Origin of the sequence: Halomonas sp. SpR1, assembly GCF_031010175.1 — a bacterium.
Taxonomy (GTDB): Bacteria; Pseudomonadota; Gammaproteobacteria; order Pseudomonadales; family Halomonadaceae; genus Vreelandella.
The window spans coordinates 12,010-25,443 of record NZ_JAUAMB010000029.1 but is presented as its reverse complement, the minus strand read 5'-3'; the positions used below and the strand labels follow the sequence as shown (position 1 = coordinate 25,443).

Here is a 13,434-nt window from a genome sequence, read left to right as displayed (position 1 = left end):
TTATACGTCAACGCCTGGCAAAACCAGGCTTGATGAGTGTCGTGAATCTATTCAGTATAGGCGATAAGGCGTATAGCCTTAGGCATCCATCGCCGTACGCATCTCTGCTAATACACTTTTCAACTGGCCCGCAATGGTTTCCGGCGCATCGACGCTTTCGGCGATACGGTTAACCAGAGCGCTACCTACAATCACACCATCGGCGACTTTAGCTACTTCAGCGGCCGTCACACCATCACGGATGCCGAAACCAACACATAGTGGTAAATCGGTCATTCCCCGCAGCGGCGCCAAGTGCTCGGCCACATCGTCTGCGTTCAGAGTGGCGGCTCCCGTCACGCCTTTCAGCGAAACGTAGTAGAGGTAGCCTTCACCATGGGCGCATATTGTAGCGGCACGCTGATGAGAAGTGGTAGGCGCAACGAGAAAAATCGCGGCTAAATCCCGCGATTTCAGCAGTGGCCCGATCTCTTCGGCCTCTTCAGGCGGCATATCCACAATCAGTACACCGTCAACGCCCACGCTGGCGGCTTGATCGGCAAAATTTTCGTAGCCAATCCGCTCAATGGGATTCAAATACCCCATGAGCACAACCGGCGTTGTGGTATCGGTTTGGCGAAACTCTTTGACCATCTGAATAAGGTCAACCAGCCGTGTACCCTGCTTTAAGGCACGTTCACAGGCTTTTTGAATCACCGGGCCATCGGCCATGGGGTCGGAAAAAGGCACGCCTAGTTCAATCACATCGGCGCCCGCTTCCACCAGGGCATGCATAAAGCCCACGGTGTACTGCGGCGCTGGATCCCCTGCGGTGATATAAGGGATCAGGGCCTTGCGACCCTGCTGTTTAAGTTCACTGAAACGCTGATCAATACGGTTCATGCTCGCCCTTAAAATTCGATGCCATCAATCTTAGCAACTGTCATGATGTCTTTGTCGCCACGCCCGGAAAGGTTAACCACGATATGCTGGTCAGGACGCATGGTAGGGGCCAATACCTTGGCATGGGCCAGCGCATGGGCTGACTCAAGGGCGGGCATAATACCTTCCATATGGGTCAGCTCGCGAAACGCTTCCAGCACTTCTTTGTCATTAGCCGCCACATAGGAGACCCGCCCCACGTCTTTCCACAGCGCGTGCTCGGGGCCCACGCCCGGATAATCCAGTCCGGCTGAAATAGAGTGGGTATCAGACACCTGCCCGGCTTCATCAGACATTAAGTAGGTGCGGTTACCGTGGAGCACGCCACGCGGTGCATTGGATGCCAGCGGCGCTGCATGGCGGCCGGTTTCAACACCATCGCCCCCCGCCTCTACGCCGTACATAGCAACGCCGTCATCTTCCACAAACGGGTAGAAAAGGCCAAGGGCGTTAGAGCCACCGCCAACGCAGGCAATTAGCGCATCGGGCAGGCGGCCGATCTGCTCCAACGACTGGCGGCGCGCTTCACGCCCCACCACGGCGTTGAAATCGCGCACCAGCAGCGGATAAGGGTGCGGGCCCGCCACGGTACCGATGATATAGAAGGTGTTATCGACGTTGGTGACCCAGTCGCGCAGGGCTTCGTTCATGGCGTCTTTAAGCGTGCGAGTACCGGACTCCACCGGAATCACCCGCGCGCCCAGCAAGCGCATACGATAGACGTTCAGCTTTTGGCGCTGGACGTCTTCAGCGCCCATATAAACGTCGCACTCAAGCCCTAAGCGAGCGGCCACAGTCGCCGAGGCAACGCCATGCTGGCCCGCTCCAGTTTCAGCGATAATGCGCGGCTTGCCGGTTTTTTTAGCCAGCAGTGCCTGGCCGATGGTGTTGTTGACCTTGTGAGCGCCGGTATGATTAAGGTCTTCGCGCTTCAACCAAATCTGTGCACCGCCAAGACTCGCCGACCAACGCTTGGCGTGGTACAGCGGTGACGGGCGCCCCACGTAGTGGGCAAGATCGTAGTCAAACTCGGCCTGGAAATCAGGGTCATCACGCAGGCTCAAGTAGGTTTTCTCTAACTCTTCCAACGCAAAGCTCAGGGTCTCTGACACAAACCGACCGCCATAAGGGCCAAAATGACCGCGGGCATCCGGCATTCGAGTCAGATCACTGAACTTGGTTTTGGGTGCAGGCGTCGCAGAAACAGTCACAGGGATACCTCACAAGATCGCCAGAACAGGCAAACAAAAAATGAATCGACGTAACACGTAGCTCGATAAAATACCCATAAGCAGTACGTATAAATTACACACAAACCGGGCCCACATAAACGTATGCGGCGAACGCTAACGGGCGTCGGCTAACGCCACTTGGCTAACGAAAGACGCCATCTTGTCGACATCTTTACAGCCATGGGAGGCTTCAATACCGCCCGACACATCCACTGCATAAGGCTCTACCTGACGCACAGCGTCAGCAATGTTATCAGCACTCAACCCACCGGCGAGGATAACAGGTTTTGCAAGATTTGCGGGGATTCTCGACCAATCAAAGGTCTCCCCCGTGCCCCCCGGCGTTCCGGGGCGATAAGCGTCTAGCAACAGCGCCTGGGCGTGATGATAGCGCTCCGCCTCATGCGCTAGGTCTATCTCATCGCGCATACGCAGCGCTTTCATCCAGGGTAACCCAAAGCGCTGGCACTCATCAGGCGTTTCATTGCCATGAAACTGAAGCATATCAAGATAGGGCAAGCACTGCTCAATAAGCTCTGCAGGCTGGTCAACGAATAGCCCCACCCGGGTCACAAACGCAGGCACCCGGGCAGACAGCGCGGCCAGCTGTTCTACACTCACGCTACGCGCACTTTTAGGCCACATTACGAAACCCAAAGCGTCCACGCCCAGCGCCACGGCTCGGTCAATATCCTCACCACGGGTAAAGCCACAGAACTTGATTCGTGTGCGGGCTAACGGAGCAGACCTCATGACGACGCCTCTTGTTCAGGGGTAGCTGATGGATTACGCAGCGAGCGATTGCGCCGATAGGCCACCCGTGGCGTATCAGGAAGTTCACGCTCTCCCGTCCATTCACCGGTAAACGAGAGCAGATGGGGCCCCAGCGGCTCTTTTGGCAGGTCAAAGCGCTCATCGTAAACCGAATCGACAAAGTGCAGCCCGCAGGCGGGCGCCGTAACGTCACCTTTGCGACGGTTTTTAAGCGCTAAAAGTTCACCAATATAAGCTTCATCCTGGGCACCGCGTCCGACACTTACCAGCGCCCCGGCAATGTTGCGAATCATGTGGTGCAAGAACGCATTGCCTTGAATATCGATCATCACCAGCTGGCCGTAGCGCTTTACATCCACAAAGTGCATGTGCCGCCAGGGAGTTTTGGATTGACAACCTGCCGCGCGGAAGCTCGAAAAATCGTGCTCCCCTACCAGCGCCTGGGCAGCGCGGTGCATGGCATCGGCGTCTAACGGGTCGCGGCACCAGGTCACATTGGCCCGCTCCAACACCGGACGGCTTATCTGATTCAACAGCACGTAGCGGTAGCGGCGCCCCAAAGCGCACAGGCGTGAATGGAAGTCATCGCCCACTGGCTTCACCCAGCGCACGGCAACGTCGCGGGGCAAATGGGTATTAGCACCAAAGATCCAGGCTTTTTCGGAGCGCCCCACCGGCGGGTCAAAATGCACAATCTGGCGCGTCGCGTGCACCCCAGAATCGGTACGCCCACTGGCACTCACCTGGATGGGCTCGTTGGCCACCTTGGACAGCGCATCTTCTAGCGATGCCTGAACAGATGCGGCGTGGTTTAAGCGCTGAAAACCGCAGTAGCGGGTACCGTCGTACTCGATACCCATTGCCAAGCGGCCGGTAAGCGGAATTTTCTCATCGAAGTGATAGAACAGCGTCATCAAGCCACATCATGTTGGAGATTTTGAAGGATCGCTATTATCCAGCCCTCGCGGCTTGAATGCTACCTCTTCAATTTCCCACTCCTCCTCAATCGGCCGTCGCGACTGTTTAGCCGGTGGCAGCGGCGCTATTTGCGGCTCACTAGAGAACTCTACCGTGGGCTGCATTGGCGTTTCGCTTTGCAAGCCATCCTGACTCTCTGTAAAGCTATTTGAAGCGCTATTTAAGACCGGCGGGTGGTAGTCGATAAAACGATGACCTGGATCCTCAGTTACTTCAGCAGACTTATCGGCTTGCTGCCCATCAGCATCAGTCACCGGATCAGACGCAGGCAAGCCGGCCTCAAGAGAAGCCAGCAACTGGCTCACTGGCACGGGATTCTGCGGCGGCGCCAATGAAACACTCTCAGCGCGCTCAGCGGGAACGGCTGTAAGCCCCAGCCGCCGCGGGCGCCCCTGTTCAGCCAGTCCCGATGCCTGACTTTTATCATAGCGAAGTGGGTAATCTTGGGTCGGCTCTGGCTTCTCTGTATCTGGCCTTCCTGGCTCAGGCTCGGACTCGCTTTGAGACGTTGTTGATTGGCCGCTGTCGTTGTGCGGCTCATCAACGTCACCACTATGGGGTGGCCCTGGGTACGTAACAGAAACAGCCTCTGGCATTGGCGGTGCCTTAGGCGCTGTGCGGGGCGAAACCGTTGGTTTCACCACTGGCTCTGCAAGCGGAATCTCTTCCCAGGTCTCCTCACGGCGCTTACGTAGCCATACCAACAGCCCAACCAACAGTACGATGGCACCCAGCGCCAACGGCCACTGGTAGCGCTCGATTAAAGCAGCTACTCCCGGGCTATTCATCTCGTCCATGCTGGCAATAAGTGGCGCAGAGGATTGCTCTTGGTCGGTCTGCTCTTGGGCAGTTAGGGTATTGCCTAGCGCCTGAGTCAATGAGGCGACTTCGCCACGTAGCTGGTTAAGCTCTGCGCGCATCAATTCACGCTCTTCGAGCACCTGCTGAAGTGTCACTTGGCTGAGGCGTAGTTGCTCGGTGAGCTCCATACGGGTTAATGCTTCAGGCGCGTCGGTAACGGCTTCAACCGTGGATTGATCCATTGGTTCAGACCCGTCTGTTCCTGGCTCATCTTCCTCAAGCACCCTCGAATCCTTCACGACCGTTTCCGAACCACCAGCGGCAAGCGCACTATTAGAGCGGGTGCGTGCATTAGCGTGTAGCGTTTGAGCGGGGGCTATTGAAGTGTCCGCAACAGACGCAGGTTCAAGCTCTGGGAGCGACACAGCCTGCAATGAGCCATTACGGCGTAACCGCCAGGCTTCGTTCATCGCCTTGATGGCAACGTCAGCATCATCATGAGAGCGAGCCAGAACGCGCTCAGCATCCGGTATGCGTAGCGTTTGGCCTGCACGCATGTCATTTATATTGCCTGAAGGAAAGACTTCAGGGTTGGCCTCCAGCAGCGCAACCATCATCTGCTGAACGCTTACTTCGCCGGGCTTAATGCGCTCGGCAACGCTCCATAGCGTATCGCCACTGCCAATATAAGCGCTACTGGCATTGCCGTGGGCGCCAGGGGACGCCGCATGCCTCGCTTCAGCAACCGGGGTGGCAACCGCTGAAGCACTAGCGGTTTGTCTCTGACCCTGTTGAGAATAGCCCTGGGGGTCAAACAGCAGCGTGATATCGCGAAACTGTTCCCCGCCTGGAAATTCGACTGTTAACAGCAAATCAAGCCAGGGCTCCTGCATTGCTTGATCAGAACTTAACCGCACTTGTCGCTGGCCCTGCTGCTCCACCACCTGAGTACGAACACTGGCAGCTAACGGCGTCCACTCAAGGCCTGCTGTGGCGAAATCAGAGGGGTCGGCAACGCTGACACGAATGTCGTCGAGGGCGTAATCACTGCTTTCAATCAGAGGGATAGAGGCATCTAACGGCGCATTCAAGTACGAGCTGACACTCGCCTGCCCCAAGCCAATGGCCAGTGCAATAGGACTCACAGCGCTCAGCGAGAGCCATGTCATCCATGTCAGTATTTTTTTCATGCAGGTTCCCTGATCGCCTACCTACTTTTAACGGCTTATATCAGATTATCGTATTACATCGCTTTTATCATAACTTAACGAAATAGCGCCATTATTCCCACTACCGTGATGACTGGCTGCATAAAAAAAACGGGAAGCTGCGAACAGCTTCCCGTTTTCGACGGGGGTACAACAATCAGTAATTACTGTTCGCGCAGAATCTTCAGCATCCGCTTCAGTGGCTCTGCGGCACCCCACAGCAGTTGGTCACCCACGCTAAACGCCGAAAGATATTCACCGCCCATTCGCAGCTTACGCAGACGGCCAACCGGCACTTGCAGCGTGCCAGTAGCAGCCGCAGGCGTTAGGCCAGCGATGGTGGCGTCTTTATCGTTAGGAATCAGCTTGACCCACTCGTTGTGCTTGGCGATGCGATCTTCGATCTCATCCAGCGGCACATCGTGCTTGAGCTTGATCGTGAATGCCTGGCTGTGCGAACGCATCGCGCCGATACGCACGCACAGACCATCGATGGGGATCGGGTTGTTGTCGAGGCCAAGAATCTTGTTGGTCTCAACGCTGCCCTTCCACTCCTCGCGGCTCTGTCCATTATCCAGCTTGGTATCGATCCACGGAAGCAAGCTACCCGCCAGCGGCGCGGCAAAGTTATCGGTCGGGAAGTCACCGCTGCGCATGGCTGCCGTTACTTTGCGATCGATATCCAGAATCGCGCTGGATGGGTCTTTTAACTCTTCGCCCACGCTATCGCGCAGCTGGCCCATTTGATTGAGCAGCTCGCGCATGTGCTTGGCGCCAGAGCCAGAAGCCGCTTGATAGGTCATGGAAGTCATCCATTCGACCATATCGGCTTCAAACAGACCGCCCAAACCCATCAACATCAGGCTTACGGTGCAGTTGCCGCCTACAAAGGTTTTAGCGCCTTTGGCTAGCTGATCGTCAATGACCTTGCGGTTGACGGGATCCAGCACGATGGTCGCTTCATCTTCCATACGCAGGGTACTGGCGGCGTCGATCCAGTAGCCCTTCCAGCCTGCGCTGCGCAGATCCTTATAAACCGGCTTGGTGTAATCACCGCCCTGACAGGTGACGACAACATCCAGCGCTTTGAGCGCTTCGATATCAAAGGCGTCTTTCAGCGGAGGCACGTCTACACCGATGTCGGGGCCGGGCTGACCAACCTGGGAGGTGGTGAAGAATACCGGCTCAATGCCGTTAAAATCACCATCTTCCTGCATGCGCTGCATGAGCACTGAGCCCACCATACCGCGCCATCCCACGAAACCGACTTTCAACATATGAAGTCCTCCTGCAAAGAATGAGTCCCTGTATTATACACACTTCTTTACGGTGATTTTGAAACCGCCCAGAGCGGCTCCATGATAACGAAAGAGTAAACAAGGTCGCCGGGGTAGCCCGACGACTTCTCTCACTGCTTTGAAAACGCCGCTAACACGGCATCGCCCATGGCATCGGTGCCGATGGTTTGCATGCCCTCTGATGCAATATCAGCGGTGCGCAGGCCGTCATTCAGCACACTGCCCACAGCGGCTTCAATTCGCTCCGCCATGGCATTCTCATTCAGCGAGTAGCGTAGCATCATGGCCACCGAAAGCATCATCGCCAGCGGATTAGCCACGTTTTGACCGGCGATATCCGGAGCGCTGCCGTGGCATGGCTCGTACATGCCCTGCCCGCTTTCGTTTAATGATGCAGAAGGCAGCATACCAATGGAGCCGGTAAGCATCGCAGCGGCATCGGAAAGAATATCGCCAAACATATTGCCGGTCACCATCACATCAAACTGCTTGGGCGCGCGCACCAGCTGCATGGCAGCGTTATCCACATACATGTGGGAAAGCTCGACATCCGGGTACTCCGGCGCCAAACGCTCCATCACTTCACGCCACAAAATGGTCACTTCCAATACGTTGGCTTTATCTACCGAGCAGAGCTTCTTACCGCGCTTTTGGGCCATTTCAAAGGCAACACGGCCGATGCGCTCAATCTCGCTCTCGGAGTAGATATAGGTGTTAAAACCCACTCGCTCGCCGTTGCGCTCTTCAATGCCTCGGGGCTGACCGAAGTAGATGCCGCCAGTGAGTTCGCGGACGATCATGATATCCAAACCCGCTACCAGCTCAGGTTTCAGACTGGAGGCACTGGCCAACTGCGGGTAGAGCATAGCCGGGCGCAAATTACCGAACAGACCCAGGTTTTTGCGCAGCCCCAGCAGGCCTTTTTCCGGGCGCTTGGCGAGGTCTTCAATCTTATCCCACTTGGGGCCACCCACCGCACCCAATAAAATAGCGCTGGCGGCTTTGGCTTTTTCCAGAGTTTCCGCGGGCAGCGGCTCGCCATGAACATCGTAGGCAGAGCCACCCACTAACCCTTCTTCGACCTCAATATCCAAGCCCGCTTCCTGGCACGCCCTCAACAAACGTGCCGCTTGAGCGGCAATCTCGGGGCCAATACCGTCACCCGGCAGCAATAAAACCTTATGCGTCATGCTGAATCCTTAACGTGTTATAGAGCGACTTTGGCCGCTTGGCGCATTGCAATGGGGTTGCAATGCGCTATCAAACTGACTGTAAAAACTGAAATCTCTTTAGGCAGACTGTCGGAACAACCAGGGGCGCGCAGCTTTATGTTTCTGCTCAAAGGCACGAATAGCGTCTTCGTCTTTTAGCGTCAGGCCGATATCGTCCAGCCCTTCCAGCAGGCAGTGCTTGCGGAACTCATCCACTTCAAACTCTAAAATCTCGCCGCTAGGGGTGACTACGCGCTGGTTCTCCAGATCCACATCCAACTGGTAGCCTTCGTTGGCCTCCACTTCGGCAAACAGCCGATCGACTACGTCTTCTGGGAAGGTGATCAGCAAAATACCGTTCTTGAACGAGTTGTTGTAGAAAATATCCGCAAAGCTGGGCGCAATTACCACCTTAAAACCGAAATCTTCCAGCGCCCAGGGTGCGTGCTCACGCGAGCTACCGCAGCCAAAGTTGCGCCGAGCAAGAAGCACTTCAGCGCCTTTAAAACGCGGCTGATTCAAGACGAAATCAGGATTAAGCGGACGCTGCGAGCAGTCTTGCCCTGGCTGCCCCTCATCTAAATAGCGCAGTTCGTCAAACAGATTAACGCCAAAACCAGTGCGCTTGATCGACTTCAAAAACTGCTTCGGGATAATCAAATCGGTATCGACGTTGGCGCGATCAAGGGGCGCAACCACGCCTTCAAAGCGTTCAAATTTTTTCATGGCTTAGGCCTCCTGAGCGTGTGTAGCGTCGTTGGCAGGCAAACTGCGAACATCGACAAAGTGACCGGCAATTGCCGCTGCCGCTGCCATGGCAGGGCTGACCAAGTGCGTACGGCCACCGTAGCCCTGGCGACCTTCAAAATTGCGGTTAGAGGTAGATGCGCAGTGTTCACCGGCACCCAATTTGTCCGCGTTCATGGCCAAACACATGGAGCAGCCCGGCTCGCGCCACTCGAAACCGGCATCGATAAAGATTTTATCCAAGCCTTCAGCCTCCGCTTGGCGTTTCACCAAGCCTGAACCCGGCACTACCATGGCCAGCTTGATGGAGTCAGCCACTTTTTTGCCTTTGGCCACCTTGGCGGCTTCACGCAGGTCTTCGATACGCGAGTTGGTGCAGGAACCGATAAAGATCTTATCCAACTTGATATCGGTGATTTTCTGGTTGGGCTGAAGGCCCATGTATTCCAGTGCGCGGGTGTGGCTGCGCTGCACGGTTTCATCCATCGCAGCCTGCGGGTCAGGTACTTGGCCGGAAATACCGGTGACCATTTCCGGGCTGGTACCCCAGCTCACCTGCGGCTCGATCTCTTCCGCCTTCAGGGTAACGACCTTATCGAACTCTGCATCGTCGTCAGAGACCAGATTGCGCCAATCCGCTACGGCGGCTTCCCACTGCTCTGCCGTGGGCGCGAAAGGACGCTTGGCTAAGTAATCAATGGTGGTGTCGTCCACGGCGATCAAACCGACCCGTGCGCCCGCCTCAATGGCCATGTTGCACACGGTCATGCGCCCTTCCATAGATAGCGAGGCAATGGCACTACCGGCAAACTCAATGGCGTAACCAGTGCCACCAGCGGTACCAATTTTGCCAATAATCGCCAGCACTACGTCTTTCGCAGTCACGCCCAGGCCCAACTCGCCTTCCACGCGCACCTGCATATTTTTCATTTTTTGCGCCAGCAAGCACTGGGTCGCCATCACGTGCTCGACTTCAGAAGTGCCGATACCGTGGGCCAAGGCACCAAAGGCGCCGTGGGTGGCGGTGTGGGAGTCGCCGCAGACCACCGTCATGCCCGGCAGCGTTGCACCCTGCTCCGGGCCAACCACATGAACGATCCCCTGGCGAGGGTCGTTGATCTTGAACTCTTCGATACCGTATTCCAGGCAGTTATCGTCCAGCGTCTGCACCTGAATCAACGACACTGGGTCTTTAATACCGCTGTTGCCCTCAGCGCGCTCTTTAATCGTTGTTGGCACGTTGTGGTCGGGCGTAGCCAAGTTGGCATCCAAACGCCACGGCTTACGATTGGCTAAACGCAGGCCTTCAAACGCCTGAGGGGAAGTCACTTCGTGGAGCAACTGGCGGTCAATGTAGATCAACGCGGTGCCGTCATCACGCTGCTTCACCAAGTGTTGATTCCAAAGTTTGTCGTAAAGCGTTTGGCCTGACATGGGACTCTCCTGGGCAGTGCCCTGCTAGTTCGGTATGGCCGCCTCTATGGGCTGCTTAAATTGCTTGTAGAGCAAGTGTCACGCGACTCGCGCATAAAAGCAATTCATGTTATTCATAGTTTAGATTCCATACAGGAATACTTGGCGGGGAACGGCATGCTTAGGAACACGTGAATGGATACCCAAAGCCTGCAAGCCTTTTTGGCAGTGGCGGATACGCAAAGTTTCTCCCGCGCAGCGGAACAGCTTTACCTTACCCAGCCCGCGGTGAGCAAACGCATTGCCACGCTGGAGTCCCAGGTGGGTACACAGCTGTTTGATCGTATTGGTCGGCGTATTGCGTTAACCGAAGCCGGTAACGTGCTGCTCCCCCAAGCGCGGCGCATTCTATTGACCGTTGAGGATAGCCGCCGAGCGCTGGCCAACCTTTCCGGCCAGGTAGGCGGCAAGTTGACCCTTGCCACTAGCCACCATATTGGCCTACACCGCTTACCGCCGCTATTAAAGCAGTACACCCAACGCCACCCGGAAGTCACGCTAGATCTGCACTTTCTGGATTCAGAGCAGGCTTACCAGGGCGTGCTGGATGGCACCCTGGAAATGGCCGTGGTGACGCTCGCCCCCCACCCCCATGAACAACTACAGGTGGTAGAATTATGGCGTGACCGACTCTGCTTTGCCTGCGCTATCGATCATCCTCTTACCCATCAGGCTTCTCAAAATGAGCTGTCATTGACCGATCTATGCGAATACAACTGCGTGATGCCGGGGGCGAAGACCTTTACAGGGTCACTTATTGCGCAGCGTTTTAGCGAAGCGGGCCTGCAACTGCCGGTTAGCATGGCGACCAACTATTTAGAAACGCTAAAGATGATGTGCAGCGTAGGGTTAGGCTGGAGTCTGCTGCCGGAAAAAATGATCGACAGCGAACTGGCAGAGTTAAAAGTCGCCACCCCGCCTATTTACCGCCCGCTGGGGTACCTAGTACATACCAACCGAACGCTGTCGAATGCGGCACGCAGGATGATTGAAGAGTTGGAAAATACGCGGGGAGAGAGTGTTATCAAATAAACCTCATGTGCTCCCGTGGGGGCCTCTAAACACTCGTAGAACTCGTTTTCTCGTTACCACACACGGTATGTGCGCGAAGCGGGATCGATGGTTTTTGTAGCACGTGGTAAGCGAAGCGCACTCGCGGAAGCAGCGTGCAGCGGTGCCGGGGTTTGGCTTAGGTGGCACTGGGCGTCGTTCCGACGCCTCCCGCGGGTGCCTCAAAACGCTCGCTGAGCTCGCTTTCTCGTTACCCAATGGGATGGACTCCTCCTCACCCTACTCCGGCGTCAGTGCGCCATACTGGTAGGTGGTTAGAACTATCAGCTTGAGAGTCAGGAGAAGCCCATATGAACATTAGCCGAGTTGGTGTGGATATCGCAAAGTCTGTCTTTCACGTACATGGCGTTGACCGGCATGAGAAGCCTCAATGGCGGGGTAAATATACCCGGGCCAAGTGGCTGGAGGCTGTCTGTCGGCGCGTTCCTCAAGGCGCTACCATCGGCATGGAGGCATGTGCATCGGCGCATTATTGGGCGCGAGAACTGCAAGCGCGTGGCTACCACGTGAAACTCATAGCGGCCCAATTCGTGAAGCCTTACGTTAAAACGAATAAAAATGATCGGGCAGATGCCGAAGCGATTTGTGAAGCATTAGGCCGCCCCACGATGCGCTTCGTGGCCGTCAAAACCGTTGATCAACAAGACAGCCAAGCCACCCACCGGATCCGTGAAGAGCTGATTAGCCAGCGCACAGCGAAGGCCAATCAAATCCGTGGCCTCGTCGGTGAGTATGGCTTTATTGCCCCCACCGGTCTTCAGCAGTTACGGCGGGCGCTGCCTCTTTGGTTGGAGGATGCCACCAACGGGCTCAGTGACCGCTTTCGCCACCTACTGGCCGACTTAGCGGATGACCTACGTTATTTAGATGATCGCGTTGCGCAGTTAACGTCTGCCATTGAAACGCATGCTAATACAGACCCAGTTGCCAAGCGCTTGATGACCCTCCGCGGCATTGGCCCCATCACCGCCAGTGCCTTATCGGGTGTGCTGGGGGACGGCGCTATTTACAAGCGTGGACGCGACTTTGCTGCCTCGTTAGGGCTGACCCCGCGTCCACATAGCACGGGCGGGCGAGAGCGCCTGTTGGGCATCAGTAAACGTGGTAATAGTTACTTACGAAAGCTGCTGGTACATGGCGCCCGCGCTGTCCTGCGTTATGCGGTGAAGCAAGACGATGGGCTCAGCCAGTGGATCAAACACCTTGCCATGCGAAAACATCGCAACGTGGCGATCGTGGCACTTGCCAATAAAACAGCACGTATGGCGTGGGCCGTGACACGTTACGAGGTGCCGTATAACCCTGAGTTGGCCGCTGCCGCTTAAGCAGGTGATGCGACCCTCAATGTTCAACCATTAACCGGTGTTCCTACCGCCCCGACTGCACCACCACAAGAGAGATGGCGAACAGGTCGAACCGACGTCGGGCCATACCGTGTAGCGCGTAGAGCAATAAAGCTCGTTTACGCTGAGGGTACCCGACGTGCGAATAGCCCATTAAGATCCGATGCCTACACTGTAAGCATCATTAACGAGACCGGATATACGCTAGCAGTCGACCGTGCCGCTATGACCTTTTGTGCTTGCAGACGAGGAGGAGTCCATATACGCGCTACGGTTTGTGCTCGAAGCTGGATCGTTGGGTCTTCGTAGCGCGTGGTAAGCCTCAGGCGCACCCGCGGAAGCAGCGCGCAGCGGTGCCGGAGTTGGTGTATGCCACT

11 protein-coding genes are annotated in these 13,434 nt (G+C 56.1%); 2 read left to right on the top strand and 9 right to left on the bottom strand.

All coding sequences use genetic code 11. From position 1 onward, the window contains the following. Window positions 1-78 precede the first annotated feature (78 nt). The 9 genes from trpA to leuC all read right to left on the bottom strand — a co-directional run bounded on the left by trpA (window position 79) and on the right by leuC (window position 10,604). A complete protein-coding gene (gene trpA, locus QT231_RS17745; RefSeq protein ID WP_308338165.1) occupies window positions 79-882 on the bottom strand; it encodes a tryptophan synthase subunit alpha in 804 nt (267 codons plus the stop codon). A gap of 8 nt (window positions 883-890) precedes the next feature. Continuing rightward, window positions 891-2,078 carry a tryptophan synthase subunit beta gene (gene trpB / locus QT231_RS17740; protein ID WP_170938529.1) on the bottom strand — a complete coding sequence of 396 codons (1,188 nt, stop codon included), beginning with the start codon at window positions 2,076-2,078 and terminating at the stop codon, window positions 891-893. Between the two features lie 189 nt (window positions 2,079-2,267). After that, the gene (locus QT231_RS17735; protein ID WP_308338164.1) at window positions 2,268-2,906 is read right to left on the bottom strand and encodes a phosphoribosylanthranilate isomerase; all 639 of its coding nucleotides are present in this window, start codon (window positions 2,904-2,906) and stop codon (window positions 2,268-2,270) included. Beyond that, window positions 2,903-3,841, bottom strand: a complete 939-nt coding sequence (gene truA / locus QT231_RS17730) for a tRNA pseudouridine(38-40) synthase TruA (RefSeq protein ID WP_308338163.1) — start codon at window positions 3,839-3,841, stop codon at window positions 2,903-2,905. The genes QT231_RS17735 and truA overlap by 4 nt, the downstream gene beginning before the upstream one ends. 9 nt (window positions 3,842-3,850) lie before the next feature. After that, window positions 3,851-5,896: a FimV/HubP family polar landmark protein gene (locus QT231_RS17725; RefSeq protein ID WP_308338162.1), complete on the bottom strand. Its 2,046-nt coding sequence runs from the start codon at window positions 5,894-5,896 to the stop codon at window positions 3,851-3,853. A 182-nt stretch (window positions 5,897-6,078) separates the two neighbouring features. Then, window positions 6,079-7,191, bottom strand: a complete 1,113-nt coding sequence (gene asd, locus QT231_RS17720; RefSeq protein ID WP_308338161.1) for an aspartate-semialdehyde dehydrogenase — start codon at window positions 7,189-7,191, stop codon at window positions 6,079-6,081. A gap of 131 nt (window positions 7,192-7,322) precedes the next feature. Further along, complete coding sequence (gene leuB / locus QT231_RS17715) at window positions 7,323-8,402, bottom strand: 3-isopropylmalate dehydrogenase (RefSeq protein WP_308338160.1); 1,080 nt, start codon at window positions 8,400-8,402, stop codon at window positions 7,323-7,325. 99 nt (window positions 8,403-8,501) lie between these two features. Then, complete coding sequence (gene leuD / locus QT231_RS17710; protein ID WP_308338159.1) at window positions 8,502-9,149, bottom strand: 3-isopropylmalate dehydratase small subunit; 648 nt, start codon at window positions 9,147-9,149, stop codon at window positions 8,502-8,504. Window positions 9,150-9,152: 3 nt separating this feature from the next. Then, window positions 9,153-10,604: a 3-isopropylmalate dehydratase large subunit gene (leuC, locus tag QT231_RS17705; RefSeq protein WP_308338158.1), complete on the bottom strand. Its 1,452-nt coding sequence runs from the start codon at window positions 10,602-10,604 to the stop codon at window positions 9,153-9,155. A 174-nt stretch (window positions 10,605-10,778) separates the two neighbouring features. Between leuC and QT231_RS17700 the strand changes: the two genes are divergently transcribed. Next, window positions 10,779-11,675, top strand: coding sequence for a LysR family transcriptional regulator (locus tag QT231_RS17700; RefSeq protein WP_308338157.1), 897 nt, complete (start codon window positions 10,779-10,781; stop codon window positions 11,673-11,675). A gap of 329 nt (window positions 11,676-12,004) precedes the next feature. Beyond that, on the top strand, window positions 12,005-13,039 hold the full coding sequence (locus QT231_RS17695) for an IS110 family transposase (protein WP_308338156.1): 1,035 nt from the start codon (window positions 12,005-12,007) through the stop codon (window positions 13,037-13,039). Window positions 13,040-13,434: the final 395 nt, after the last annotated feature.